Genomic DNA, 24,975 nt, shown 5'->3' on the forward strand with positions numbered 1-24,975 from the left:
CTTGACGCAACGTGCGGCGCGCGGTACGCGGCGGCCCCGGCCCATGAGACATCTTCTCGGAATCGCAGGCTGGCGGCGGGACGAGCTGGAAGCGCTGCTCGACCGCGCACAGGCGCATCTGCCCGGCGGACCGGATGCCTCGCACGTGCTGCGCGGCAAGGTCGTGGCGAACCTCTTCTTCGAGGACTCCACCCGGACGCGCTCCTCCTTCGAGGTGGCCGCGCGCCGCCTGGGGGCGGACGTCCTCAACTGGAGCTTCGTGGGCTCCTCGGTGTCCAAGGGGGAGACGCTCCTGGACACCGCCCGCAACATCGAGGCCCTGGGCCCGGCCATCATCATCATCCGGCACCGCTCCTCGGGCGCGCCGCACCTCGTCGCCCGGCACGTGAAGTGCGCCGTGGTCAACGCCGGTGACGGCGCCCACGAGCACCCGTCCCAGGCGCTGCTGGACGCCTTCACCCTGCGCCAGCGCTGGGGCTCGCTGGAAGGGCGCACGGTGCTCATCGTCGGGGACGTGCTGCACAGCCGCGTGGCCCGCTCCAACCTCGTGTGCCTGAAGGCGCTGGGGGCCCGTGTCGTGCTCTGCGGGCCACCCACCCTCCTGCCCCCCGGGCTGGAGGAGATGGGTGGGGAGGTGACGCATCAGCTGGACGCGGTGCTGCCGCAAGCGGATGCGGTGATGTGCCTGCGGCTGCAGACGGAGCGGATGGCGGAGGCCTTCCTGCCCTCGCAGCGGGAGTACTCGCGACTGTTCGGCCTCACGCCCGCCCGCGTGGAGCGGATGAAGCCGGACGCGCCCGTGCTGCACCCGGGCCCCATCAACCGCGGCGTGGAGCTGTCCCCGGTGGTGGCGGACGGGCCTCGCAGCGTCATCCTGGAGCAGGTGTCCAACGGCGTCGCGGTGCGCCGGGCCATCCTGGAGAGGTGCGCATCATGACGTCGGTGCTCTTCCAGCGGGCGCGCGTCATCGACCCGCGCAATGGGGTGGACGGCATCCGTGACGTGCTCGTGACGGACGGACGGGTGGCCCAGGTGTCGGAAGCCGTGCTCCCCGCGCCGAAGGACGCGCGCGTGGTGGACGCCACCGGCAAGTGGGTGGTGCCGGGCTTCATCGACCTGCACGTGCACCTGCGCGAGCCGGGCGAGGAGGGCAAGGAGACGGTGCTCACCGGCTGCCGCGCGGCGGTGGCGGGTGGCTTCACCGGCGTCGTGGCCATGCCCAACACGAAGGTCGTCAACGACAGCGCGCTCGTCACGGAGCTGGTGCTGTCGCGCGCGCGGGACGCGGCCCTGTGCCACGTGTACCCGGCGGGGGCCATCACCAAGGGCCTCAAGGGCGAGGAGCTGTCGGAGGCGGGCGAACTGGTGGGCGCGGGCTGCGTGGCGCTCACCGACGACGGCCGCCCGGTGATGAACGCGGCGCTGATGCGCCGGGTGCTCCAGTACGCCACGCTCTTCGACGTGCCGGTGATGGTGCACGAGGAGGACCTGACGCTGTCCGCGGGTGGCGCGATGCACGAGGGCGCCACGTCCACGCGCCTGGGCCTGCGCGGCATCCCGGCCTCCGCGGAGGTGGCCATGGTGGCGCGCGACCTGGTGCTCCTGGAGGAGACGAAGGGCCGCCTGCACGTCGCGCACGTGTCGTGCGAGGGCAGCGTGCGGCTCATCCGCGAGGCGAAGAAGCGCGGCCTGCGCGTCACCTGCGAGGTGGCGCCGCACCACTTCACGCTCGATGACCGGGCGGTGGGGGACTACGACACCCACGCGAAGATGGCGCCGCCGCTGCGGGCTGACGCGGACGTGAAGGCGCTGCGCGAGGCGCTGGTGGACGGCACGGTGGACGCCATCGCCACGGACCACGCGCCGCACGGCGTGTCCGACAAGCAGGTGGAGTTCGAGAAGGGCATCAACGGCATCGTCGGGCTGGAGACGGCGCTGGGGCTCACGCTGGCGCTGGTGCACGAGGGCGTGCTCACGCCGCGCCGGGCGGTGGAGCTGCTGTCGGAAGGGCCCGCGAGGGTATTCGGCCTGCCAGGCGGTCACCTGGCGCCCGGGTCACCAGCGGACATCACGGTCGTATCACCTGGGGAGGAGTGGACGGTGGATGCCCACCGGTTCTATTCCCGCAGTCGAAATACCCCCTTCCACGGGCGCACGCTCAAGGGGCGCGTGACGCAGACGTGGGTGGGGGGCCGGTGTGTGTTCGAGGACGGTCAGCTCAAGGAGTCGCGGTGATGACGAAGCGGGCGGTGCTCGCACTGGCGGATGGCACCACCTTCGAAGGGCGCGCCTTCGGCGCGTCCGGCGAGACGGTGGGTGAGGTGGTCTTCAACACGTCCATGTACGGCTACCAGGAGATCCTCACGGACCCCTCGTACGTCGGGCAGATCGTCACCATGGCCTACCCGGAGATGGGCAACATCGGGGCGAACGCCTCGGATGAGGAGTCAGGTCAGCCGCACGCGGTGGGCATGGTGGTGCGCTCGCTCACGCGGACGCCTTCCAACTGGCGCTCGGAGGAGACGCTGGACGCGTTCCTCGCGCGCCATGGCCGCGCCGGCATCGAGGGCGTGGACACGCGCAGGCTGGTGCGCCACCTGCGCACGCACGGCGCGCAGATGGGCATCATCTCCACGGAGAACGTCTCCCTGGCCGCGCTGTCCGAGCGCGCCCGGAACGCCGCGGGCATGGAGGGCATGGACCTGGCGACGGGCGTCTCCTGCAAGGAGCCGTACCTGTTCACCACGCCGTCGCCCGACGTGTTCCTGGCGCCCGGGGACAAGCGCCCGGAGCCGGAGCTGAAGTACGACGTGGTGGCGTACGACTACGGCCTCAAGCGCTCCATGCTCCAGTACCTGGTGGACGTGGGCTGCCGCGTGACGGTGGTGCCGTCCAACACCACCGCGGAGCAGGTGCTGGCGCGCAAGCCGCACGGCGTCTTCCTGGCCAACGGCCCGGGCGACCCGGCCGCGGTGAAGGGCGCGGACCGCACGGTGGCGGCGCTCCTGGGCAAGGTGCCGGTGTTCGGCATCTGCCTGGGGCATCAGATCATGGCGCTGGCGCTGGGCGGCCGGACGTACAAGATGAAGTTCGGCCACCGCGGCGGCAACCAGCCCGTGAAGGACCTGACGACGGGCAAGGTGGAGATCACCGCGCAGAACCATGGGTTCGCGGTGGACGACGCCAGCCTCAAGGGCAAGGCCGTGGTGACGCACATCAACCTCAACGACGGCACGGTGGAGGGCCTCGCTGTTCCGGACGCGAGGGCCTTCAGCGTGCAGTACCACCCCGAGGCTTCGCCCGGCCCTCACGACGCGCGCTACCTGTTCAGCCGCTTCGCGACGCTGATGGCGGGGTAAAAAGGCGCCCACCGCTCATATGGACACCGCGCTGACCCCGTTGTCGTACCAGCCGTACCTGGACCAGCTCATCGCCTTTGGCAGCGAGGAGCCGCGCAAGCCGGACCTGCTCGAGGCGAAGGCGGAGTACTTCCGCCTCACCGGCGAGGTGTTCGAGGACGACAAGTTCTTCGAGCTGCGCATGGCGTCGTTCCTGGACTACTACCTCTACGATCGCGTCTCGCCGCTCACGGGCAAGACGCCGGCCGTGGAGCTGTACGAGCAGCGCACCCAGTCCGCTCCGCCGGAGGAGGCCAACGCCTTCCGCAGCTTCACGGAGACGGTGCACGGCCTCTTCGAGGTGCGGAAGCTGGGCAAGGGCATGGTGCGCCTGCGCGAGCTCTTCACCGGCAAGGACTTCGACGTGACGGAGCGCCGCCACGTCGCGGGCCTGGAGACGGGGGACGTGCTGGAGGCGCGCCTCGTCCCCTTCGGTGGACACCTGCTGTTCTCCTCCGCCTTCTGCTACCACCCGGCCATGGCGCTCAAGTCCATCAAGGCCGAGGTGAAGCGCCGCAAGAAGAAGGAGCCGGAGCGTCCCGCGCGCGACCTCGTGTGGGAGTGCGCGCGCCGGGCCCTCAACGTGGAGCGCTATCGCCAGTTGTCGGTGGAGAAGCTCTACGACTTCACGCAGAAGCCCTTCTGAGTCGAGCAGGGCTTGTGTCCGGTGTCCGGGCGTCCACCGCGCGCTAGACGCGGTGGATGCTCATCAGGTTGGTGTTGCCCGGGACGTTGAGCGGCACGCCGGCCACCACGATGACGGGCGTGCCGGGCTCGCACAGGCGCTCCTCGTGGCAGATGCGGCGCACCTGCTTGAGCATGGCGTCCGTGGTCGCGACGCGCTTCACCAGGCGGCTCGTCACGCCCCAGTACAGCGCCATCCGGTTCACCGTGTCCGCGTTGGGCGTGAGCGCGATGACGCGCGCGCCGGGGCGGAACTCGGAGATGAGCCGCGCGGTGTGGCCGCTCTCCGTGTACGCGATGATGGTCCCGATGTTGAGCTGCCGCGAGGCCGCCACCGCCGCCGCGGCGATGCCGGTGCCCAGGTCCTCGGAGCGCTCGAAGGGGGAGTGCACCAGGGAGGTGGTGCCCGTGCGCTCCGTCTCCTCCACGATGCGCGCCATGGTGGCCGCCGCTTCGGTGGGGTAGCGGCCCGCTGCCGTCTCTCCGGACAGCATCACCGCGTCCGCTCCGTCGAGGATGGCGTTGGCCACGTCGGACACCTCCGCGCGCGTGGGCCGGGCGTTGTTCACCATGCTCTCCAGCATCTCCGTCGCGACGATGACGATGCCCCCCATGCGATTCACTTCCCGCACGGCGCGCTTCTGGATGGCCGGCAGCTGCTCCAGCGGCATCTCCACGCCCAGGTCCCCCCGGGCCACCATCACCCCGTCCGACTCCGCGGCGATGGCCTCCAGGTTCTCCACCGCCTGGGGCTTTTCAATTTTGGAGATGAGGGGCGTCTTGAGCCGGGTCACCAGCGCGCGGGCCTGCCGCACGTCCTGGGCGGTGCGCACGAAGGACAGCGCCACGTAGTCCACGCCCACCTCCTGGCCGAACGCCAGGTCCACCTTGTCCTTCTCCGTGAGCGTTGGGACGGACATGGCCGTGCCCGGCAGGTTGAGGCCCTTGTGGTCCTTGAGCAGCCCGCCCACCTCCACGCGGCAGGACACGTCCCGGCCGTCCACCTTGAGCACGCGCAGGCGCACCCGGCCGTCGTCCAGGAGCACCACGTGCCCCTTCTCCACGTCCCGGGGCAGCGAGCGCACCGGGGTGGGGATGACGCGGCCCTGGCCCAACACGGCCCGGGTCGTCACCGTCACCGTGTCGCCGGCCGTCACCAGCAGCTGGCCGCCCTCGAACTTGCCCAGGCGCACCTTGGGACCCTGCACGTCCTGGAGGATGGCCACCGGCACGCCCAGCTTCTTCGACACCGCGCGGATGCGCTGGATGCGCTGCCGGTGTTCGTCGTGCGTACCGTGGGAGAAGTTCAGCCGGGCCACGTTCATGCCCGCGCGGACCAGCCCTTCGATGACCTCCTGGGAGTCCGAAGCCGGCCCCAGCGTGCAGATGATCTTCGCCTTGCGCATAGGGCTGCGCATCCTAGCCCCACGGGGTGGCCGGCTTGACAGGCTTGCGCCCGAAGGACTAACTCTTCGCCCACGCGCTGGGCGGAAAGTTACCGCCAGCCGGCGCACGCCATTCGTGGCTCTCAGACGCTTGAGACGAAGAAAGCCCGGCTACCCTGGGAGGGGGGGCCGGGCTTTCGCCGTTCAGCGGTGCGGGGTGCGCTAGAGGTCGATCTGTTGACCCTTGCCCACCGGCGTCATCAGCGGGTGCTCCGGGGCGGAGCGGTCCATGCCGATGTCCTCCGAGGGCGGCTTTGGCGAGCCAGCGCTGGGCCCCATGGGCGGCGGCGGGGGCAGGGGACCCACGTCCATGTCCCCTCCCTGGCCACTGCCTCCCACGCCCATGCCCTGCTGCTTCTGGAGGGCCTCGATTTCAGCGCGGGTGATGCCCGCCAGCGCCAGCACCTTGCGCGTCACGCGGATGCGCGCGTTGCTGTGCATGGCCATGGCGATGGAGTCCGAAGGCCGGGCGTCCAGCGCGAGCTGCTTCTGGCCCTGCTGGAGGAAGACGCGGCCGGAGTAGACGTTGTCCCGCAGGTCGTCGATGCGGACCTCGGTGACCTTCCCGCCCAGCTTGGACACCACGTCGTCCAGCAGGTCCTGCGACAGCGGCTGCGGAGGCGGGCGCTCGGCCAGACGGAAGGCGATGGAGACCGCCGCGCCCTCATCCACGAAGAGGGGGAGCACCGTCTGCCCGTCCTTGGTGGTCAGCACGACGGCGTGCGTCTGCGCTTCAATCAGGGGAACCACGTCCTTCACTTCCAGCTCCACCAGCTCCGTGCAGGCCTTGGGGTCGCTGCCCTTCTCGGTGAGACAGGGTTTCTCTTTTCCTTCCGTGAGCCCGGAGGCCGCGATGGCGCCGGGGATGCCGAAAGCAGGAAGGAAGAGCAGTCCTCCCAGCGCCAGCACCACGGCCGTGAACGGAGCGACGAAGAAGTTGGCGCGGTTGGACGTTTTCACATCCCTAACCTACGCACCTCTCCCTTCACCGAAAGGGCACCGCACTCCCGCTGACGCGAGCGGCCCACGGGGCCCTGCCCTCCGGGTTGGAGGGCAGGCGGGCAGGCGGGAACAAGACGTGAGGGGCGACCTAGCGGTCCTGCTCCTCGTCTTCCGCTTCGTCGTCGTAGTCCTCGTCGTCCTCGGACTCCTCGTCGTCGTCGTCCTCATCGACGTCGTCGTCCTCCTCCGACTCCTCGTCGCCTTCGTCGTCATCGTCGTCGAGGTCGTCCTCCAGTTCCTCGGCCTCCAGCGCCAAGGTGACGGCGAAGTACTTCTTGCTCAACGTGGCGATCTGCGCGCGCATCTCCGTCAGCGCGGCGACGAAGTCCTCGGAGAGGTTGGCGGGCGCCTTCGTATCGCAGTGGGGACAGATGATCTTCTCCGTCCCTTCGATGAGGTCCTGGGCTTCCAACTCGAAGCTCGCCTCGCACTTCTGACAGGTGAAGTCGATGCTCATGGTCGGGCGCGGCATACAAAGCAGGTGAACATGCTGTCAACGTCGGAGACGCGGAGACTTGGTTCTGCCCGGGCGCTTCCACTACGTTCAGCCGATGGACCTGCCCAAGACGATGCTGCATGCGCTGCATGACCAGGCCGCCCGGCTGGAACACCGGCCGGCACTCTGGTCCCACAGGGAGGGCACCTATGTGCCCACCTCCTGGTTCGACTATGCCCAGCGCGTCAAGCGCTTCGCCCTGGGGCTGTACGGGCGGGGGTTCCGGGAGGGGGACCCGCTGGGCATCCTGAGCTTCAACCGCGAGGCGTGGCACGTGGCGGCCCTGGGGGCCATGGCCCTGGGCGGCGTCCCGGTGGGGCTCTACACCACCAGCAGCCTGGAGCAGCTCACCTACATCCTGGGACACTGCGAGGCGCGTTTCCTCCTGGTGGAGAACGCGAAGCACCTGGCCACCGCCCTGGAGCTCCAGAAGCGGCTGCCGGCGCTGAAGCACGTCATCGTCGTGGACGAGCCCATGACGCTCCCCGAAGGCGTGGAGACGTACGCGGACGTGGTGGCCTCCGGGGGCAGGGCGGATGAAGGCCCCTACTGGGACGGCGTCCACGCGCTCCACCCGGACGGCCTGGGCACGCTCATCTACACGTCGGGCACCACCGGCCAGCCCAAGGGCGTCGCCTTGAGCCACCGCAACCTCGCGTGGACGGCGAAGCAGCTGGGCGAGACGATGGACTTCCGGAACATGGAGGACGACCGGCTCCTGTCCTACCTGCCGCTGTCGCACATCGCCGAACAGGTGGTGTCCCTGCATGGGCCGCTGCTCATGGGCATGCAGGTGTACTTCGCGGACTCCCTGGACGCGCTGGGCAAGAACCTCCAGGAGGTCCGGCCCACCCTCTTCTTCGGGGTGCCGCGCGTCTGGGAGAAGTTCAAGTCGAAGGCGGAGGAGGGGCTTGCCGCGCAGCCGCCCCTGAAGCGCGCGCTGGTGGCGTGGGCCCGGGGCACGGCCCTGGAGCGCAACACGCGCATCCTCAACCAGGAGCGCGTGCCCATCCTGATGGAGGCCAAGTACGCGCTGGCGAAGAAGCTGGTGTTCACGCCCCTGAAGACGCGCATCGGCCTGAATGAAGCGAAGGTGTTCGCCACGTCCGCGGCGCCCATTGGCCGGGAGGTGCTGGACTTCTTCGCCTCCATCGACGTCGTCCTGCTGGAGGCCTGGGGCATGACGGAGGTGACGGGCCCCGCCACGGTGAACACCGCCGAGTGCGCCCGCCTGGGCACGGTGGGCCGCCCCATGCTGGGCGTGGAGGTGCGCATCGCGGAGGACGGGGAGATCCTCGTCCAGGGCGGCAACGTGTGCCTGGGCTACCACCGCAACCCCTCCGCCACGCAGGACCTGCTGGACAACGGGTGGCTGCACACCGGGGACGTGGGGCAGCTGGACGACGCGGGCTTCCTGCGCATCACCGGGCGCAAGAAGGAGATCATCGTCACCTCCGGCGGCAAGAAGACGTCGCCCGCCAACATCGAGGAGCTGATTAAAGCCGTGTCCCCCGTGGGCCACGCGGTGGTGGTGGGAGACCGGCGCAACTACCTGGTGGCGCTGGTGACGCTGGAGCCGGACCGGGTGCGCAGGCTCGCGAAGGAGCGCGGCTGGCCGGAGGACGTGGCCACCCTGGCGAAGGACGCGCGGCTCCAGCAGCACCTGCACGAGGCCCTGGAGCGGGAGGTGAACCCGAAGCTGTCGCGCTTCGAGACCATCAAGCGCTTCACCGTGCTCACCAGCGAGTTCACCACCGAGAGCGGGGAGCTCACGCCCAGCATGAAGGTGCGCCGCAAGGTGGTGGAGGAGAAGTTCGCGGCGGCCATCGACGCGCTCTACCGCGAGCCGAACGGGGCCGCCGCGCCTCACGACTGAGGCCCGGACAAGCGAAAGGGGCGAGGGACCCTTGCGGATCCTTCGCCCCCCACGTGCTTCAGGGATTCAAGCGACGGCTACTTCTGGCCGCCCGTGCGCTTCTCGCGGGCGACGTAGTCGCGGCGGGTGGCGCCCGTGTAGATCTGACGGGGACGGGCGATCTTCTGCTCGTTGTCCGTGACCATCTCCTCCCACTGCGCGCACCAGCCCACCGTGCGGGGGATGGCGAACAGGACGGGGAACATCTCCGCCTGGAAGCCCATCGCCTCGTAGATGAGGCCCGAGTAGAAGTCGACGTTGGGGTACAGCTTGCGCTTCACGAAGTACTCGTCCTCGAGCGCGATGCGCTCCAGCTCGAGTGCGATGTCCAGCAGCGGGTTCTTGCCCGTGACTTCGAAGACCTCGTCCGCCACGCGCTTGATGACCTTGGCGCGCGGGTCGTAGGACTTGTAGACGCGGTGGCCGAAGCCCATGAGCTTCTTCTCGCCCTCGCCGCCCTTCACCTGCTTGATGAACTCCGGGATCTTCGACACGTGGCCGATGTCGCGGAGCATCCGCAGCACGGCCTCGTTGGCGCCGCCGTGCAGCGGGCCGTAGAGGGCGCCCACGCCCGCGGCGACCGCCGAGTACGGATCCACCTGCGACGAGCCCACCGTGCGCACGGACGTCGTGGAGCAGTTCTGCTCGTGGTCCGCGTGGAGGATGAAGAGCACGTCCAGCGCCTTCTCCAGCACCGGGTGCACTTTGTACGCCCCGCCGATGTGCTTCATCATCGTCAGGAAGTTGGCGACGTAGGACAGCTCGTTGCTGGGGTAGACGTACGGCAGGCCCATCGTGTGCCGGTAGGAGAACGCGGCGATGGTGGGCATCTTCGCGATGAGCCGGGTGATCTGGATCTCGCGGCTGCGCTCGTCACGGATGTTCTTCGCGTCCGGGTAGAAGCCGGACAGCGCGGCCACGGTGGAGCCGAGCATGGACATCGGGTGCGCGTCGTAGCGGAACCCGTCCATGAAGGACTTCACGTTCTCGTGCACGTACGTGTGGTGCGTGACGAGGTTGGTGAAGACCTCCAGCTCCTTCTCCGTGGGCAGCTCGCCCTTCAGGAGCAGGTACGCCACTTCCAGGAAGTTGGACTTCTCCGCCAGCTGCTCGATGGGGTAGCCGCGATACTCCAGGATGCCCTTGTCGCCGTCGATGAACGTGATGGCGCTCTTACAGTTCGCCGTGTTCAGGAACGCCGGGTCGTAGCCCATCAAGCCGAAGTCATCGCTACCGGTCTTGATCTGGCGCAGGTCGGGGGTCCGGATACAGCCGTTCTCGATCGGGACCTCGTACGTCTTCCCGGTCCGATTGTCGGTGATCGTCAGCGTGTCCTTGGGCATGGGCGGAGATTTCACAGGGCGGCGGACGCTTTCAACAAAAAAGAACGATAAGTCCGAGAGGCGAACCTTCGGGGCGTTTCGCCCCGCTCAGGAATAGCGAACGCCCGAACGCGCGAGCTGCCGCCAGAAGCCCGGAAAGCTCTTCTCCACGCACTCCGGCCCCGTCAGTTCCAGGGGCACCCCGGACAGCACACACAGGGTGGCCGCTGACATCGCCAGTCGGTGGTCACCCCGGCTGTCCATGGCGAAGCGCGCGGGCTTCGTCGCCGGAGGCACGATGCGCAGCACTTCTCCCTCGGGGCCGGCCGTCAATTCGGTGGTGCCGCCGTAGGCCGCCACCAGGGAGCGGATGCCCTCCAGCCGGTCGCTCTCCTTGACCCGCAGGATGCCCACATCCGTCAGTGTCGTGGGCCGGGGCAACACGCACGCGAGCGCCGCCAATGTGGGCAGCAGGTCCGGGCACTCCTTGCCCGTCGCGCGCAGCTCTCCGGTCGCGGCGCCTTCGAAGCGCCAGGTATTAGCAGCGCCTGCCGGGACCATTCGCAAACCCACGTCGGCGACCAGCCGGAGGATCGCCTGGTCGGGATGTGCGCTCTCCGGTTCGGCCCGTTCCACCGTGCCGCCGGTGCGCCACGCGATGAGCACCAGGTAGCCCAGGGACGACCAGTCCCCGGGCAGCGACGGCACCGATGCCGGGGCCTGATACGCCGTGACGGCGTAGTGACCTTCGGACTGCTCCACGGTGAAGCCGAAGCGGCGCAGCCATGACACCGTCAGGTCCATGTAGCCGGCGCTGGTGAGCGTGCCTTCAATCTCCACGCTCCACGCGCGCTGCTCGCGCAGGAACCGCTCCGCGCAGCCCAGCAGCAGGCTGGAGGCGTACTGGCTGCTCTGCGCGCCCGGCACGCGGAACACCGGCTTCAGCTTCGACGTGTCCTGGGGCGCGTGCAGCTCCACCGGCCACGGGGTGCCTTCGGTGAGCGTCAGGCCCGAGGCGGCCAGGGCCTCCTTGAGCGACGTGAAGAGCGGGCCATGGGGCCGCTCGCCCAGGCGGGGCGTGCCGGTGAAGCGCACGCGGGCCCCGGGCGTCACCGCGGCCTGGGTGACGAGGATGCGGAACGGAGCACCCCCGTCCGCGCAGTCCACGTCGCGCACGGGGCCGGGGGGCAGGCGCAGGGCTTCCACACCCCGGCGCAGCACGCGCACGTCGGCGGGGAGGTCCTCGTCGGATTCCGCCTGCACCGACGGCAACGGCCAGGCACCCGTGAGGTGTCCCAGAACCAGGGCTCGCTGGGCGTCCGACTTCGACACGGGCGGGGTGAGCAGGGAGGCGCTCAGGGCGCTCGGGTCGACGGTGAGACGGCTCGGCGAGGCATGGCTCAAGGGCGGGCTCCTCGGGTCCAGGCGGGCCACAGGGCGCGCCAGGTTTTCGGCATCACATCCACGACTTCGGCGGTGCCCACGGCCGTGAGCAGCACCATGCGCAGCTCGCCCTTCGCGCCGGCCTTCTTGTCGGCGTCCAGGAGCGCGGCCACGTCCTTCAGCGACTCGCGACGGGACAGCTCCGCGGCGTGGTCGCGGCCCAGCACGCCCGGGCCCCGCGTCAGCGCGCGTTCCACTTCGTGCGCCACCGGCTCCGGGGTGATGCCCAGGTGCCGGCCCACATCCAGCGCCCAGAGGATGCCCAGGCCCACCGCGTCGCCGTGCGACAGCTTGAAGCGCGACAGGCTCTCCAGCACGTGGCCGAAGGTGTGGCCGAAGTTGAGCACGCGGCGCAGGCCCTGGTGCTCGTAGGGGTCCTTCGCGCAGATGCCTTCCTTCAGGCCGCGCGCGTCCTTCACCAGCTTCTCCAGCGCGGGCGGCGTGCGCACGTAGCGCTTGAAGAGGCCCGCATCCAGCGAGGCAACCATCTTCCACGCCTCGATGGAGCCCTCGCGCACCTGTGCGTCGGACAGCGTGGCGTACAGCTCCGGGCACAGCCACGTCTCATCCGCGTAGTGGAAGACGCCAGCGGGGTTCTTCACCACGCGGCCGCGCACGGTGAGGTCCACCGCGCCCTTGCCACCCAGGCTGCTGTCCACCGCCGCGAGCAGCGTGGTGGGCACCTGCACCAGCCGCACGCCGCGCTTGAGCAGGTGCGCGGCCACCGTGGCCACGTCGCCCACGGTGCCACCGCCCACGGCGACGAGCGTGCCGGAGCGCGGCAGGTTCAGCCCGCCCGCGAGCACCTTCTCCAGGGAGGCCATGCTCTTGGCGCGCTCACCGCCGACCAGTTGGATGATGGCGCGCGGCGAGCGGGCCTCCAGCGTGGGGATGAGCGTGGGATGCAAGCGCGCGACCGTGCGGTCCACCACGGCCACGCTGCCCTCGGGCAGGCGGGAGGCGAGCTTCGTGAAGGAACCCCAGCGGTCAGCCGGGGGGCGATAGGCACCGGGAGGAAGGGAGCTCATGCGGAGTGGGGCCGGGCGTTGAGTTGCAGGACGAGGTCGGCGATGACGAGCGACACCATGGCTTCCAGCACCGGGACGGCGCGGGGCATGATGCACGGGTCGTGTCGGCCGCCCTTGGCGTGATCCGCGAGCGTCGCGGGGGGCTTGAAGAAGGCGCGCACCTGCATGGGCTCGCCGTTGGCGAGGCCACCCTGGATGCCGCCGTACGCGTCCTTCACGGAGTGGAACTGGCTGCCGGGCTGCCCGATGCGCTGGAGCAGATCCGGCGGGCCCCAGACGACGCCGGTGACAGCGCCGATGCTGCCCAGCGCTTGCGCGATGAGCGCCTTCAGCTTGCCGAAGATGGGCTCGCCCAGACCGACGGGCAGGCCCTCCACGCGCACGTCGATGGCGCCGCCCAGGCTGTCCCCGGCCTCCTTCGCGGCGAGGATCTGTCGTGACATCTCGTCGCGCAGGGTGACGTCCGGGCAGCGCGTGGGGTGCGCGTCCACGAGCGCGCGCGTGAGGCCCGGCGCCGGGACGGAGGCGACCAGCTCACCCACCTGCGACACGTAGGCGACGGTGCTCAGCGTGGGCAGGTCGCGGGCGAGGTACGCCTCCGCGATGGTGCCGCCGATGACGCGGCAGAGCGTCTCGCGCCCGCTGGTGCGGCCGCCGCCCCGGTGGTCGCGGTGCTTGTAGCGCTCGCGCCAGACGGCGTCCGCGTGGCCGGGCCGGTCCACGGCCGCCAGCTGGTTGTAGTCCTGCGAGCGCTGGTTCGTGTTGCGCACGATGGCCGCGATGGGCGTGCCCAGCGTCTTGTCCTCGAAGACGCCGGAGAGGATCTCCACGCTGTCCGGCTCGTTGCGCGCGGTGACGAGCGCGGACTGCCCGGGACGCCGGCGGTCCAGCGCCGCCTGGAGCAGGTCGCGCGTGAGCGGGACGCCCGCGGGACAGCCGTCCAGGACGGAGCCCAGCGCGGGGCCGTGGCTTTCGCCAAAGGTCGTCAGCCGGAAGAGGGTGCCAAAAGTATTCATGTCGCCGTTTCCCAGAGTTGTCGCTGCCGCCGGGCCTGGGCGACGAACCACGCCGCACCGAGCAGGAGAGGGGTGCCCCCGCGGCTAACAATCTCCGCGGCGACGCGCCGGCCGGGCGCACCGTATGCGATCACCGCCACTCGCGCCCCCTCGAATCGCAGGGTTTCGGGCGGGGCCACCCGGTCTGGCCACGTCCACACCCAGTCCCCGGTCAGCGGGGCCAGGACCTCGGCGCGGCGCACGACCCGCAGGGCAAGACCCTGTTCTGTCGCCACCAGTCGCAGGGCCTGCGTGGACCCACCGTCGCCCAGCACCGACACCGACGTCGAACCCAGGCGCTCGAGCACCGCGCGGGCGCCCTCGGTGTCGGTGTTGAAGGACTCCCACCGCGAGCCCCGGCGCACCAGGGTGTTGATGGCCTCCAGCGACGAACCGGTGTGCCGCGCGAGCCGCATCTTGAAGGGGCTGGTGACGGCGAAGCCCGCGTAGTGCGGCAGCAGCGAATCCACCACCGCCTCCACCGGCGCGCCCTCCGCCAGGTCGATGCGATCAAACGGCTGACGGTGGATCCGGGGCGAGCGCGAGTGGGGAATCGCGGTGCCCAGGATGCCCAGGCGCGGCGTGTCCGTCCCCTTCGCCTTGCGGTGCTCGCGCACCACGTCGTCCAGCAGGCGCTGGCCCGGCGCGGCCGTCCACGCCCCGCCCATCGCCACGTACTCCAGCCCGTTGCACGAAGAGAGCACCGCGCGCGCCGGCAGCGCCACCGGCCCCATGCCCAGCACGGTGACGCGCTCCGCGCCGAACCGGGCCGAAAGCTGGCGCTGCGTCTCCAGCAGCACCTCCAGGTCCGAGGGCACGTCCATGGGCTCCACGTGCTTCACCAGCGCATCCGCCGGAAGCGGACGGGACCAGCGCCGCAGCGCCTCCGCCGTCGTCAGCGGCCCCTCCGCGTGGTGCGACGCGAGCAGGCGGCCCGGAGGCGCATCCAGATCATTGGCGCGCTCCACGTCCCGGTCCACGCGCCACGCGGCCTTCACCCAGTCCGCGGGGAGCGGCTTGCCGCGCTCGGAGACCAGCAGCGGCATCACGCCGGCCAGGGCCTCCGGGTCGATGGCGTCGGGGGCGTGTAGGTCGGTCCGCGCCTCCACCACGTCCGCGCCCCGGCGCAGACCGTCGCGCGCGAAGGCCACGGCTTCCGCGCCAGTGAGGGTGGGGGGCAGGGTGATGACGCGCCGGGTGGCCCTCACGTGGACTCCTGGGCAAGGCAGCCCCGGAGGAAGTCCGCCAGGGAGATGGTGGGAACGCGGGCGTGGAGGGCTTCGCGCTCGTGGAACATCGAGTGCAGCTCCTCCTCCAGCGAAACATCCGCGCGCAGGCGAGGCCGGGTGGTGTCCGCCGTCAGCCGCTCGCGGTAGGTGTCGAAGGTGACCGGGACGACGAGCGTGAAGTGGCCCTGAAGTGCGTCCGGATGGTGCGACAGGAAGCCTCCGCCCACCGACACCACGCTGCCACCGGGCAGGAGGCCCAGGGTCTCGCGTTCGGCGGCGCGGAAGGTAGAGGGGGATTCCGCGACCCAGGTCCGCAGCGCGCGCCCGTGACGGCGTTCCAACTCCGAGTCCAGATCCAACCCGGTGCGCCCGAGCAGCTTCGAGACGAGCGGCAGGAGGCGTGTCTTGCCGGCGGCGCGATGCCCGGCGATGACCACGGTCTGGGTGTCCCGTGGTCGGGGGCAGGGCCCCGGGGACGAAAGGGCCCCCTGGAGCGCCTGCTGGAGTTTGGGGTCTACCGACGCGACGACCTGGGCGACGAGGTGGCGTCGGTTTTCAGCGGACGGTTCCGACATAGACGTAGGCGGTTCCAAACAGCAGGGGGTGGGCGGCGCGCTCAGAATAGGCGCCGGCCTGGTCCATCAGGGAGAGGAAGCGCTCGCCCGCGGGGAAGGCCGCGGCGGTGCGAGGCAGGTACGCATACGCGGCGCGGTTGCCCGTCAGCAGACCGCCGACCGTCGGCATGATGGTCTTGCTGTAGAAGCGGAACAGCGCGCCGTAGGCGCCGGTGGGCTGGCCGAACTCCAGCACCACCACGCGGCCACCCGGGCGCACCACGCGCGCCATCTCCTGCAGGCACTTCACCGGATCATCCACGTTGCGGATGCCGAAGGAGATGGACGCCACGTCGAAGGTGTTGTCCGGCAGGGTGAGCGCCATCGCGTCCTGCACCTGGAACTCCACCTCCAGGCCAGCCTTGGCCGCCTTGGCGGGCGCGCTCTCCAGCATCTCCGGGCAGAAGTCCGTGCCCACCACGCGGCCGGTGGGGCCCACCTTGCGCTTGAACGCCAGCGCGAGGTCACCCGTGCCGGTGGCGCAGTCGAGCACCTGGCTGCCTTCCTTCGCCTGGCTCAGCTTCACCGCCGTGCGCCGCCACAGCCGGTGCACGCCGAAGGAGAGGACTTCGTTCGTCACGTCGTAGCGCGTGGCGATGGAGGAGAACATCTGACGGACTTCGGTGCTCATCGCGCCCCTGCAATCTGTGCCGGACCTTCCGGCGTCCAAAGGTGACGGTCCACCGCGGCGAGCACGCCGGGCAGCCGTCGCATCAACGAAGCGAAATCCTCGGGCGACATCGCCTGCTGCCCGTCACATAACGCCTGCTCCGGCTTCGCGTGGACTTCAATCAACAGTCCATCCGCGCCCGCCGCCGCCGCCGCCAGCGACATGGGCGTGATGAGCGACGGCAGGCCCGTCGCATGCGACGGATCCACGATGACGGGCAGGTGCGACTTCTCCTTCGCCCACGCCACCGCGGCCAGGTCCAGCGTGTTGCGCATCGCGGTCTCGAAGGTGCGGATGCCGCGCTCGCACAGGATGACCTGCTCGTTGCCGCCCGCGAGGATGTACTCGGCGGCGTTGAGCCACTCCTGCACCGTGGCGGACAGCCCGCGCTTGAGCAGCACCGGCTTGCGCAGCCGGCCCAGCGCGCGCAGGAGCCCGAAGTTCTGCATGTTGCGCGCGCCCACCTGCAGGATGTCCGTGTGCTCCGCCATCAGCGGCAGCTGCTCGGTCTCCATCACCTCGCTGATGATGGGCAGCCCGTGACGGCGGCCTGCGTCAACCAGCAGCTTGAGCCCCGGCTCGCCCATGCCCTGGAACGCGTAGGGGCTGGTGCGGGGCTTGAACACGCCGCCGCGCAGCAGGTGGGCGCCCGCGTGGGCCACCGCTCTGGCCGTCAGCTCCAGTTGCTCCGTGCCTTCCACCGCGCACGGCCCCGCCATCACCACGAAGCCCGGGCCGCCCACCTCCACGCCGCCCACCTGGACCCGGCTGCCCTCGGGACGCGCTGCGCGAAGGACGCGGTGTGCGCCCGGCTCACGCCGCGCGGCTGGGTCGTCTGGTTGCTGGCCTCCCACGGCGGCTCCTCCGGTCGGCGGAGTTCAAGCGGTTTTGAACTCCTTGGTGCATGTATAGCCGAGATCGCTTAGAAGACAATCGAAGGTGATGGCTCGCGGAGCCACTAGGAGAACTGCTGATGACGCCGCTCAGTCCCGCTGAGGGCCCGCATTGGGTCGCCGGGATGATGCTCCTGGCGGGAGTGGATCCGCTCGCGGGGGCTGGAAGCCTGGGCGTTCCCTCCCTCTACTGGGAGCGGCCGGTGGATCGCGAGGCGGCGGCGGGCTGGGGCGAGGCAGGAGTGCGCGAGGCGCACGTGGCGACGGAGCTTCCCTCGGTGCTGGGCGCGTTGGGGCACGACAGCGTGCGGTGGCTGGGGCCCGTGCCCACCCGCATGCCGGGGCCCTGGTTCGGCGGCATGCGCTTCAGCCCCACGGGGCAGGTGGACGGCGCCTGGCGCTCGCACGGGCTCGCGCGCTGGACGCTGCCGGAGGTGCTGGTGTGGCGCGAGGACAACGCGCTGTACGTCGCGGCCTTCGCCACCGAAGCGCAGGGCGGTGAGGACACGGTGCGCTCGCGGCTGGAGCGCGTGCGGGCGTCCTTCCCGGAAGGCTATCGCCACGCGCAGGGCGCGCCGGTGGCGCTGCGCACGTCGTCGTCGCGGCGGGACTTCGAGGCGCTGGTGGACCGGGCGGTGGAGGCCATCAGCACGGGCCCCCTGCACAAGGTCGTGCTGGCGCGGGCGATGGATGCGGAAGGGCCGGAGCCGTTCGACGTGGTGGACGTGCTGGCGCGCCTGCGTGAGCAGAATCCGCGCTGCGCCACGTTCCTCTTCCGCGCGCCGGACGGGACGGGCTTCCTGGGCGCGACGCCGGAGACGCTGTGCCGGGTGGACGGGCGCGTGCTGGAGACGGAGGCGCTCGCGGGTTCGGCGGCACCGGGTGCGGAGGTGGCGCTGGATGCCAGCGACAAGGACCAGCGAGAGCACGCGGCGGTGGTGCGCTACATCCTCCAGGCGCTCCAGCCGGTGGCGGCGAGCGTGTCAGCGGACGCGCAGCCGTCGGTGCTCGCGCTGAAGAACGTAATGCACCTGCGCACGGGCATCCGCGCGAGGCTGGGCGAGGGCGTGGACACCGCGCAGGTCGTCACCGCGCTGCATCCCACACCGGCGGTGGGTGGCGCGCCGAGGGAACTCGCGCTGTCCTTCCTGGTGGAGCACGAGGCGCTGGACAGGGGTTGGTACGCGGGGCCGGTAGGCTGGGTGGGACCGGGGCGTGCGCATCTGGTGGTGGCGTTGCGCTCGGCGCTGGTCCGCGGCGCGCATGCCCGGCTCTTCGTGGGCGCGGGCGTCGTCGCGGGCTCCAGCGCGGAGTCCGAGTGGCGGGAGACCGAGATGAAGAGTCTGGCCATGCTGCGCGCGCTCGGGGGCGGCGATGTCGTCCGACGCTAACCTCAACGTGCTGTGGGCGCGCGCCCTGTTGGAAGAGCTGGTGCGTGGCGGGGTCCGGCACGCGGTGGTGTGTCCGGGGTCGCGCTCGTCGGCGCTGGCGCTCGCGTGCGCGCACACGCCGGGCCTGCGCACCTGGTCGGTCATCGACGAGCGCAGCGCGGGGTTCTTCGCGCTGGGCATGGCGAAGCACTCGCGGCAGCCGGTGGTGGTGGTGGCGACGAGCGGTTCGGCGGGCGCGCACCTCTATCCGGCCGTCATCGAGGCGGCCATGGCCCAGGTGCCGCTGGTGGTGCTGACCGCGGACCGGCCGCTGGAGCTGCAGGGCTGGGGCGCGCCGCAGACGGTGCCGCAGGCGCGGTTCTACGGCGAGTTCGCGCGGATGTTCGCGGACGTGGGCCTGCCCGAGTCGCACAGCGGCGCCATCGCGCACCTGCGCGCCACGGCCGCCCGCGCGGTGAACACCGCCTGCCGCGCGCCCCGGGGCGCCGTGCAGCTCAACGTCCCGTTCCGCGAGCCCCTGGCGCCCGTCGCCCAGGACTTCGGCGCGGAGCACCTGACGGCGCTCGCGAGGCAGGGGCGTCCGGACGCGCCGCTCACCCGCATCCTGCCGCCGTCGCGGATGCCGGAGGCTTCGGGGCTGGACGCCGTGCGCGCGCGCATCGCCGCCACCGAGCGGGGGGTGATCATCTGCGGCCCGCGCGACGAGGACGACGGCTTCGCGGAGGCCATCACCGCGCTGAGCCTCGCGACCGGCTACCCGGTGCTGGCGGAGGCGGCGTCCCAGGCGCGCTATGGCGGCGGCCCCCTGACGGTGTCGCTCTACGACGCGCTCCTGCGGCACGAGCCCTTCACGCGGGCGCATGCCCCGGAGCTGATCCTCCGCTTCGGCGGCGGGCTGACGCCCAAGTCCCCGCAGCAGTGGATGGATGGCTCCAGCGCGGAGCTTATCGTCTTCAGTGACGAGGGCGCGCTGTATGATCCGCCGCACCGGGCCTCGGTGGTGGTGGAGGGCTCCGCGGTGCTCGCGTGTCGCGCGCTGACGGAAGGCCTGTCGCGGGGCGCCGGCCGTTGGGCCCAGGGCTTCATGGCCGCCGAACACGTGGCCCGTCACGCGCTGGAGAGCGCGCTCGCGGAGCGCCCCGACGTGCTGACCGAGCCCCGGCTGGCGCGCGAGGTGGTGGCGGCGCTGCCGGCCGGAGCGCTCTTCTTCGTGTCCAGCAGCATGCCCATCCGCGCGGTGGACGCCTTCGCGCAAGGGGGCGGGGTGCCGCTGCGCGTGCTGGCGAACCGCGGCGCCAATGGCATCGACGGCATCGTGTCCAGCGCGGCGGGCGTGGCCGCGGCGGCGGGACGGCCCGCGGTGTTGTTGTCCGGCGACCTGGCGCTGCTGCACGACGTGGGCGGGCTGGTGACGGCGGCGCGGGCGCGGGTGCCGCTGACCATCGTCGTGGTGAACAATGACGGGGGCGGCATCTTCTCGTTCCTGCCGCTGGCGCGGACGGCGAAGCCGGACGAATTCGAGGCGCTCTTCGGAACGCCGCACGGCGTGGACCTGTCGCACGCGGCGGCGCTCGCCGGGGCCCGGTTCCATCGCCCCACGACGCCCTCGGCCCTGCGCACGGCGGTGCGCACGGGGCTGGAGGGGGGCTTCCACCTGGTGGAGGTCCAGGTCGACCGGGCCACCAACGTGGACGAGCATCGAAACCTCTTCGCGCGGATGGCCACCGCACTGGGAGAAGGACCATGGGTGTGAAGCTTGCGTATGACACCTGGGGCGAAGGTCCCCACACGCTGCTGGCGCTGCACGGCTTCACCGGCAGCGGCGCCTCGTTCGATCACCTGCGCCCGCTCATCGGTCGCTCCGTGCGCGTGGTGACGGTGGATCTGCCCGGCCACGGACGCACGCCGCTGCCCGAAAAGACGGGGCGCGACGGCTTCCTGGAGACGGTGGACGCGGTGGTCCAACTGGCGCGCGAATTGGGCGGAGCCGCGGAGTCGGTGGACCTGCTCGGTTATTCGCAGGGCGCGCGGCTGGCGCTGGCCGCGTCGGTGCAGGCGCCGGAGCGCTTCGGTCGGTTGATCATGGAGAGCGGCTCGCCGGGCCTGCACCGCCGTCAGGAGCGGTCGGAGCGGCGTGAAGCGGACGCGAAGCTCGCGGGCTTCATCCGGACCAAGGGCGTGGACGCCTTCGTGGAGCGGTGGGAAGCGCTGCCGCTCTTCGACGGGCTGCGCCGCCTGCCCGCGCCGCAGCAGGACGCGCTGCGGGAGCGCCGCAAGGCGTGCACGACGGAAGGCCTGGCCGGGGCGCTGGAGTGCCTGGGTCTGGGCGTGCAGCCGGACTACTGGCCGTCGCTGCACCGTCAGCGGCTGCCCACGCTGCTGCTCACCGGAGATCAGGACGCGAAGTTCACGAACCTGGCGCGGCGCATGGCGGCGGAGCTGCCGGTGGTGTGGCGCCATGCCTTCGCGGGCAGCGCGCATGCGCCCCACCTGGAGGCCCCGGAGGAGTACGTGCGGGAAGTGCTCTCGTTCCTCCAGACGCCCTGGTACGAAGCCCCCCAGTTCGAACCCGCCATCCTGGCGCGTGAGGCGGCCCACTCGTGAGCACCCTGGCTTCCAGTCCTTCCGACATCGTTCCTCCCCGGCCCACGCTGAAGACGTGGCTGATGGCCGTGCGCCCGAAGACGCTGACGGCGGGCGCGGTGCCGGTGCTGGTGGCCACGGCGCTGGCGTACGGTGAAGGCGTGGGGCGCTGGCTGCCCGCGCTCGCGGCGCTCGTGGGCGCGGTGCTGATCCAGATCGGCACCAACTTCATCAACGACTACTACGACTTCAAGAAGGGCGCGGACACGGAAGAGCGCCTGGGGCCCAAGCGCGTCACGCAGAGCGGGCTCATCGCGCCCGCCACGGTGCTGCTGGGCGGCCTCACGTGCTTCGCGCTGGCGACGCTGGTGGGCGTGTACCTGGTCTGGGTGGGGGGCTGGCCCATCGTGGCCATCGGCATGATGTCGCTCCTGTGCGGCTACGCGTACACGGGCGGCCCGTATCCGCTCGGCTACCACGGGCTGGGCGACCTGTTCGTGCTGATCTTCTTCGGCATCGTCGCGGTGACGGGCACGTACTACGTGCAGGCCGGAGTGGTGGGCCCCGCGGCGTGGTGGGCGTCGCTGCCGGTGGGCGCCATTGGCACGTGCCTCATCGTGGTGAACAACCAGCGCGACGCGAGCACGGACGTGAAGGCCGGCAAGCGCACGGTGGTGGTCCGCTTCGGCGCGGGCTTCGGCCGGGCGGAGTACGTGTTGCTGCTGGTGGCCTCCTACGCCACGCCGTTCGTGTTGTTCGCCAAGGGCCTGGCGAGCGCCTGGGTGTTCCTGCCGCTCTTGAGCCTGCCGCTGGTGGTGACGCCCTTGAAGCTGATGTTGAAGTCGGAAGGGGCGGCGCTCAACCCCGCGCTGGGGGCCACGGCGAAGTTGCAACTCGTGTTTGGACTGCTGTTCGCGCTGGGCCTTTTCCTGCGCTGAAGGAGCGTCATGCGCATCACCGAGGCGACGCTCACCCCCCTGCGGCTCACGCTGGCCCGCCCGTTGAAGACGGCGAGGGGAACCTACGCCACGCGCGACGGCTTCATCGTGCGCCTGAGGGACGAGGAAGGCCGCGTGGGGCAGGGCGAGGCGATGCCCCTGCCGGAGTTCGGCACGGAGTCCCTGGCCACCACGCATCAGGTGCTGCGCGGATGGCTGGACGCCCTCCAGGGCCAGTCGCTGGATGACAGCATCGAAGGCATCGAGGCGACCCTCGTGCCCTCGCCGAGCGACATGTTGCGGCCCCTGGGCGCGAAGATCCGTTCGGGGGATCCGGAGGAGCACGCCCCCGCGGCGCAGCACGGCCTGGAGCTGGCGCTGTTGGACCTGCTGGCGCAGCGCAAGGGCGTGCCCTTGTGCTGGCTCCTCGCGGAGGAGGCGCGGCCGGAGGTGTTGGTGAACGCGCTCCTGGGCGCGGAGGATCCGAAGGCGCTGGCCCAGGAGGCGCGGGATGCGGTGGCGGAGGGCTTCCAGACGCTGAAGGTGAAGGTGTCCGGCCGCCCGCTGGACGCCGACGAAGCGCGGGTCAAGGCGGTCCGCGACGCGGTGGGTCCCAGGGTGCGACTGCGGCTGGACGCGAACGGCGGGTGGACCGAGCCCGAGGCCAACCGCGCCCTGGATCGCCTGGGTTGGTACGAACTGGAGCTGGTGGAACAGCCCACGCCGCCCGAAGACCTCCAGGCGTTGTGGCGGGTCCCGCGCCGGGCTCCGTGCATCATCGCCGCGGATGAAACGCTGGCCAACCCCGCGGCAGTGCGCGCGCTCCTCACGATGGACCTGGGGGGCGGGCCGGTGGTGGGCGCGGTGGTGATCAAGCCGATGGTGCTCGGAGGGCTGCTGCCTTCGATGGTCGTGGCGCTGCGCGCGGCCCGGCTGGGCATGCACGCCTACGTGACCAGCTCCATCGACGGGGTGGTGGCCCGGGCCGGTGCGACGCACCTGGCCTCCGCGCTGCCGTCGGGCGAGCTTGCCTCCGGGCTCGCGGTGGGGCGGCTCTTCGCGGACGAACCCCTCGACCATCCCTATCGACCGGAGCACGGCCTCCTGCGTCTGCGTGATGTGCCGGGCCTGGGGCTGACGCCGGAGCTGCTCGGAGTGCCGTGAAGCTGCGCTGCCGCTGCCTGCTCCACGACGGCGCGCAGCGGCACCGGGCCATCGGAGCGTTTCGGAGCCAACCGACGATGCGCTTCGATCATGCACTCGAAGCGGCAATGCCCCGGCACGAGGAAGCAGGGCCCCGGCGATTCGCACGCGGTGCCTGGACCTTCGGAGTCACCTGACGATGCAAGTCACCTGTCCCATTCGCGAAGGCGCGCAGCGGCACCCCGAAGCGGAAGCCCTGCGCTTCATGGGCCAGTCCTGGACGTACCGCACGCTGGACGCGGAGGTGGCGCGCTGGACCGCGGCGCTGGAGGCGCGAGGGGTAGGGCAGGGCGATCGCGTGGCGCTGCTGTCGACAAGCCACCCCATGGTGACGTTCCTCTTCTGGGCGCTGGGCCGGGTGGGCGCGGTGTTCGCGCCGCTCAACGCAAGGCTCACGAGCGCGGAGCTGCAACCCCTGGTGGACGCCGTCGCGCCCCGTCTCACGTTGGCGCTCGATTCCCTGGGGGATCGCCTCTCCGGCTCGCTGTCGCTGGAGTCCTTTCCGGAAGCCGCCACCGCATCTCCCACGCCCCTCCGGGCCTGGGAGGAGGACACGCCCCGGGTCATCCTCTTCACCAGCGGGACGACGGGCCGTCCAAAGGGCGCCGTGCTCACGGAGGGCGCCTTCCGCGCGTCCTGCCGGGCCTCCGCGGCGAACCTGGGAGCGCATCCCTCACCCCGCTGGCTGGGCACGCTGCCCCTGTTCCATGTCGGTGGCCTCGCCATGCTCACGCGCACCGCCTACGAAGGCGGCTGCCTGCTCCTGCACGAGCGCTTCGACGCGGAGGCCGTCAACCGCGCCATCGACACCGAAGGCGCCTCGTACGCGAGCTTCGTCGCCACCACGCTGGAGCGGGTGCTGGACGCGCGCGCGGACCGCAGGCTGCCGGACACCTTCCGGTTCGCGTTGATTGGAGGCGGTCCCGTCCCCACGGCCCTCCTCACCCGGGCCCGGGCCGCCGGACTGCGAGCCCTCCAGACCTACGGCCTCACCGAAGCCTGCTCCCAGGTCACCACGGAGCGGCCCGACGAAGCCGATGGCCGCACCGCGGGCCCGCCGCTGCCGGGCCTGGAGGTGCGCATCGTCGGGACCGACGGCGCACTGCTCGACGTGGGCCAGGAGGGGGACGTGGAGGTGCGTGGCCCCACGCGGATGGCCGGATACTGGAACCAGGCCGAAGCCACGAACGAGGCCCTCCACGACGGCTGGCTGCGAACCCGGGACGTGGGCGTCCTTGATGCGCGCGGGCGCCTCACGCTGCTGTCGCGCCGCACGGACCTCATCGTGCGCGGCGGAGAGAACCTCTACCCGGCGGAGATCGAGGCCGTGCTCGCCAACCACCCGGCCATCGCGGAGTCCGCGGTCGTCGGAGTGCCCGACCCCCACTGGGGCGAGGTCCCCGTGGCCTTCGTCGTCCCGCGCCCCGGCCACCCGCTCCCCGAGGACCTGGACGCGTGGTGCCGTCAGTCGCTCGCGCGCTTCAAGGTGCCCACCCGCTTTGTCGCCCTTGAAACACTGCCGCGCAATGCCATGAGCAAGGTGGAGCGCACCGTCCTCCGCCGCCAGGCGATGTCTCAGCCCGTGTCTCAGCCCGTGTCTCAACAAGGGTCTTGAAACACCCGCACAACCAGTCAAGTGGGTTGGACATGACTCGCTGAGTGAACC

At 70.9% G+C, this 24,975-nt stretch carries 22 protein-coding genes; 11 read left to right on the top strand and 11 right to left on the bottom strand.

Annotation, left to right across the window (positions count from 1 at the left end):
- The first annotated feature begins 43 nt into the window (after positions 1-43).
- From D7X74_RS00450 to D7X74_RS00465, 4 genes are read left to right on the top strand one after another with little or no spacing between them, the layout of a single operon-like run.
- Entirely contained in the window at positions 44-937 is an 894-nt protein-coding gene (locus D7X74_RS00450; protein ID WP_120530900.1) for an aspartate carbamoyltransferase catalytic subunit, read from the top strand.
- Positions 934-2,235, top strand: coding sequence for a dihydroorotase (locus D7X74_RS00455; protein ID WP_199732631.1), 1,302 nt, complete (start codon positions 934-936; stop codon positions 2,233-2,235). The genes D7X74_RS00450 and D7X74_RS00455 overlap by 4 nt, the downstream gene beginning before the upstream one ends.
- The gene (gene carA, locus D7X74_RS00460) at positions 2,235-3,359 is read left to right on the top strand and encodes a glutamine-hydrolyzing carbamoyl-phosphate synthase small subunit (protein WP_120530901.1); all 1,125 of its coding nucleotides are present in this window, start codon (positions 2,235-2,237) and stop codon (positions 3,357-3,359) included. Before D7X74_RS00455 ends, carA begins: the two co-directional genes overlap by 1 nt.
- A gap of 19 nt (positions 3,360-3,378) precedes the next feature.
- Positions 3,379-4,044, top strand: a complete 666-nt coding sequence (locus D7X74_RS00465; protein WP_120530902.1) for a hypothetical protein — start codon at positions 3,379-3,381, stop codon at positions 4,042-4,044.
- Positions 4,045-4,087: 43 nt separating this feature from the next.
- Here the strand turns inward: D7X74_RS00465 and pyk are convergent, their stop codons facing one another.
- The 3 genes from pyk to D7X74_RS43550 all read right to left on the bottom strand — a co-directional run bounded on the left by pyk (position 4,088) and on the right by D7X74_RS43550 (position 6,986).
- Complete coding sequence (pyk, locus tag D7X74_RS00470; protein ID WP_120530903.1) at positions 4,088-5,488, bottom strand: pyruvate kinase; 1,401 nt, start codon at positions 5,486-5,488, stop codon at positions 4,088-4,090.
- Between the two features lie 201 nt (positions 5,489-5,689).
- On the bottom strand, positions 5,690-6,487 hold the full coding sequence (locus tag D7X74_RS00475; RefSeq protein ID WP_199732630.1) for a bifunctional nuclease family protein: 798 nt from the start codon (positions 6,485-6,487) through the stop codon (positions 5,690-5,692).
- Positions 6,488-6,617: 130 nt separating this feature from the next.
- On the bottom strand, positions 6,618-6,986 hold the full coding sequence (locus D7X74_RS43550) for a hypothetical protein (protein WP_233595201.1): 369 nt from the start codon (positions 6,984-6,986) through the stop codon (positions 6,618-6,620).
- A gap of 94 nt (positions 6,987-7,080) precedes the next feature.
- On the opposite strand from D7X74_RS43550, the gene D7X74_RS00485 reads away from it, so the two are divergent.
- Positions 7,081-8,901, top strand: a complete 1,821-nt coding sequence (locus D7X74_RS00485; protein WP_199732633.1) for a long-chain fatty acid--CoA ligase — start codon at positions 7,081-7,083, stop codon at positions 8,899-8,901.
- Between the two features lie 77 nt (positions 8,902-8,978).
- On the opposite strand, the gene D7X74_RS00490 is transcribed toward D7X74_RS00485, so the two are convergent.
- The 8 genes from D7X74_RS00490 to aroF all read right to left on the bottom strand — a co-directional run bounded on the left by D7X74_RS00490 (position 8,979) and on the right by aroF (position 17,155).
- Positions 8,979-10,283 (bottom strand): citrate synthase, encoded by a 1,305-nt coding sequence (locus D7X74_RS00490; protein ID WP_120530905.1) that lies wholly within the window; start codon positions 10,281-10,283, stop codon positions 8,979-8,981.
- 87 nt (positions 10,284-10,370) lie between these two features.
- On the bottom strand, positions 10,371-11,666 hold the full coding sequence (locus D7X74_RS00495; protein ID WP_120530952.1) for a 3-phosphoshikimate 1-carboxyvinyltransferase: 1,296 nt from the start codon (positions 11,664-11,666) through the stop codon (positions 10,371-10,373).
- Entirely contained in the window at positions 11,663-12,733 is a 1,071-nt protein-coding gene (locus D7X74_RS00500) for a 3-dehydroquinate synthase family protein (protein ID WP_120530906.1), read from the bottom strand. Before D7X74_RS00500 ends, D7X74_RS00495 begins: the two co-directional genes overlap by 4 nt.
- On the bottom strand, positions 12,730-13,749 hold the full coding sequence (gene aroC / locus D7X74_RS00505; RefSeq protein WP_120530907.1) for a chorismate synthase: 1,020 nt from the start codon (positions 13,747-13,749) through the stop codon (positions 12,730-12,732). The genes D7X74_RS00500 and aroC overlap by 4 nt, the downstream gene beginning before the upstream one ends.
- Complete coding sequence (locus D7X74_RS00510) at positions 13,746-14,996, bottom strand: shikimate dehydrogenase (protein ID WP_120530908.1); 1,251 nt, start codon at positions 14,994-14,996, stop codon at positions 13,746-13,748. The genes aroC and D7X74_RS00510 overlap by 4 nt, the downstream gene beginning before the upstream one ends.
- Positions 14,993-15,454, bottom strand: coding sequence for a shikimate kinase (locus D7X74_RS00515; RefSeq protein WP_233601909.1), 462 nt, complete (start codon positions 15,452-15,454; stop codon positions 14,993-14,995). Before D7X74_RS00515 ends, D7X74_RS00510 begins: the two co-directional genes overlap by 4 nt.
- A gap of 118 nt (positions 15,455-15,572) precedes the next feature.
- Positions 15,573-16,262, bottom strand: coding sequence for a bifunctional demethylmenaquinone methyltransferase/2-methoxy-6-polyprenyl-1,4-benzoquinol methylase UbiE (gene ubiE / locus D7X74_RS00520; RefSeq protein WP_120530910.1), 690 nt, complete (start codon positions 16,260-16,262; stop codon positions 15,573-15,575).
- Positions 16,259-17,155 (bottom strand): 3-deoxy-7-phosphoheptulonate synthase, encoded by an 897-nt coding sequence (gene aroF, locus D7X74_RS00525; protein WP_120530911.1) that lies wholly within the window; start codon positions 17,153-17,155, stop codon positions 16,259-16,261. Before aroF ends, ubiE begins: the two co-directional genes overlap by 4 nt.
- Positions 17,156-17,274: 119 nt before the next feature.
- On the opposite strand from aroF, the gene D7X74_RS00530 reads away from it, so the two are divergent.
- The 6 genes from D7X74_RS00530 to menE all read left to right on the top strand — a co-directional run bounded on the left by D7X74_RS00530 (position 17,275) and on the right by menE (position 24,924).
- Positions 17,275-18,585 carry an isochorismate synthase MenF gene (locus D7X74_RS00530; RefSeq protein ID WP_120530912.1) on the top strand — a complete coding sequence of 437 codons (1,311 nt, stop codon included), beginning with the start codon at positions 17,275-17,277 and terminating at the stop codon, positions 18,583-18,585.
- Positions 18,569-20,338: a 2-succinyl-5-enolpyruvyl-6-hydroxy-3-cyclohexene-1-carboxylic-acid synthase gene (gene menD, locus D7X74_RS00535; protein ID WP_120530913.1), complete on the top strand. Its 1,770-nt coding sequence runs from the start codon at positions 18,569-18,571 to the stop codon at positions 20,336-20,338. Before D7X74_RS00530 ends, menD begins: the two co-directional genes overlap by 17 nt.
- Positions 20,329-21,189: a 2-succinyl-6-hydroxy-2,4-cyclohexadiene-1-carboxylate synthase gene (gene menH / locus D7X74_RS00540; protein WP_120530914.1), complete on the top strand. Its 861-nt coding sequence runs from the start codon at positions 20,329-20,331 to the stop codon at positions 21,187-21,189. Before menD ends, menH begins: the two co-directional genes overlap by 10 nt.
- On the top strand, positions 21,186-22,106 hold the full coding sequence (locus tag D7X74_RS00545; RefSeq protein ID WP_120530915.1) for a 1,4-dihydroxy-2-naphthoate polyprenyltransferase: 921 nt from the start codon (positions 21,186-21,188) through the stop codon (positions 22,104-22,106). The genes menH and D7X74_RS00545 overlap by 4 nt, the downstream gene beginning before the upstream one ends.
- A 9-nt stretch (positions 22,107-22,115) precedes the next feature.
- Entirely contained in the window at positions 22,116-23,270 is a 1,155-nt protein-coding gene (gene menC, locus D7X74_RS00550) for an o-succinylbenzoate synthase (protein WP_120530916.1), read from the top strand.
- A gap of 178 nt (positions 23,271-23,448) precedes the next feature.
- Positions 23,449-24,924, top strand: a complete 1,476-nt coding sequence (gene menE / locus D7X74_RS00555) for an o-succinylbenzoate--CoA ligase (protein WP_120530917.1) — start codon at positions 23,449-23,451, stop codon at positions 24,922-24,924.
- Positions 24,925-24,975 lie beyond the last annotated feature (51 nt).

It is taken from the genome of Corallococcus sp. CA047B (assembly GCF_003612065.1).
Lineage (GTDB): Bacteria > Myxococcota > Myxococcia > Myxococcales > Myxococcaceae > Corallococcus > Corallococcus praedator.

Bases quoted from the DNA above. Each gene is read 5' to 3' on its own strand.
- D7X74_RS43550 (WP_233595201.1), bottom strand. From the start codon at position 6,986: ATGAGCATCGACTTCACCTGTCAGAAGTGCGAGGCGAGCTTCGAGTTG.
- D7X74_RS00485 (WP_199732633.1), top strand. From the start codon at position 7,081: ATGGACCTGCCCAAGACGATGCTGCATGCGCTGCATGACCAGGCCGCC.
- aroC (WP_120530907.1), bottom strand. From the start codon at position 13,749: ATGAATACTTTTGGCACCCTCTTCCGGCTGACGACCTTTGGCGAAAGC.
- menH (WP_120530914.1), top strand. From the start codon at position 20,329: ATGGGTGTGAAGCTTGCGTATGACACCTGGGGCGAAGGTCCCCACACG.
- menD (WP_120530913.1), top strand. From the start codon at position 18,569: ATGTCGTCCGACGCTAACCTCAACGTGCTGTGGGCGCGCGCCCTGTTG.
- D7X74_RS00530 (WP_120530912.1), top strand. From the start codon at position 17,275: ATGACGCCGCTCAGTCCCGCTGAGGGCCCGCATTGGGTCGCCGGGATG.
- D7X74_RS00500 (WP_120530906.1), bottom strand. From the start codon at position 12,733: ATGAGCTCCCTTCCTCCCGGTGCCTATCGCCCCCCGGCTGACCGCTGG.
- D7X74_RS00450 (WP_120530900.1), top strand. From the start codon at position 44: ATGAGACATCTTCTCGGAATCGCAGGCTGGCGGCGGGACGAGCTGGAA.
- pyk (WP_120530903.1), bottom strand. From the start codon at position 5,488: ATGCGCAAGGCGAAGATCATCTGCACGCTGGGGCCGGCTTCGGACTCC.
- D7X74_RS00490 (WP_120530905.1), bottom strand. From the start codon at position 10,283: ATGCCCAAGGACACGCTGACGATCACCGACAATCGGACCGGGAAGACG.
- D7X74_RS00455 (WP_199732631.1), top strand. From the start codon at position 934: ATGACGTCGGTGCTCTTCCAGCGGGCGCGCGTCATCGACCCGCGCAAT.
- menC (WP_120530916.1), top strand. From the start codon at position 22,116: ATGCGCATCACCGAGGCGACGCTCACCCCCCTGCGGCTCACGCTGGCC.
- carA (WP_120530901.1), top strand. From the start codon at position 2,235: ATGACGAAGCGGGCGGTGCTCGCACTGGCGGATGGCACCACCTTCGAA.
- menE (WP_120530917.1), top strand. From the start codon at position 23,449: ATGCAAGTCACCTGTCCCATTCGCGAAGGCGCGCAGCGGCACCCCGAA.
- ubiE (WP_120530910.1), bottom strand. From the start codon at position 16,262: ATGAGCACCGAAGTCCGTCAGATGTTCTCCTCCATCGCCACGCGCTAC.
- D7X74_RS00465 (WP_120530902.1), top strand. From the start codon at position 3,379: ATGGACACCGCGCTGACCCCGTTGTCGTACCAGCCGTACCTGGACCAG.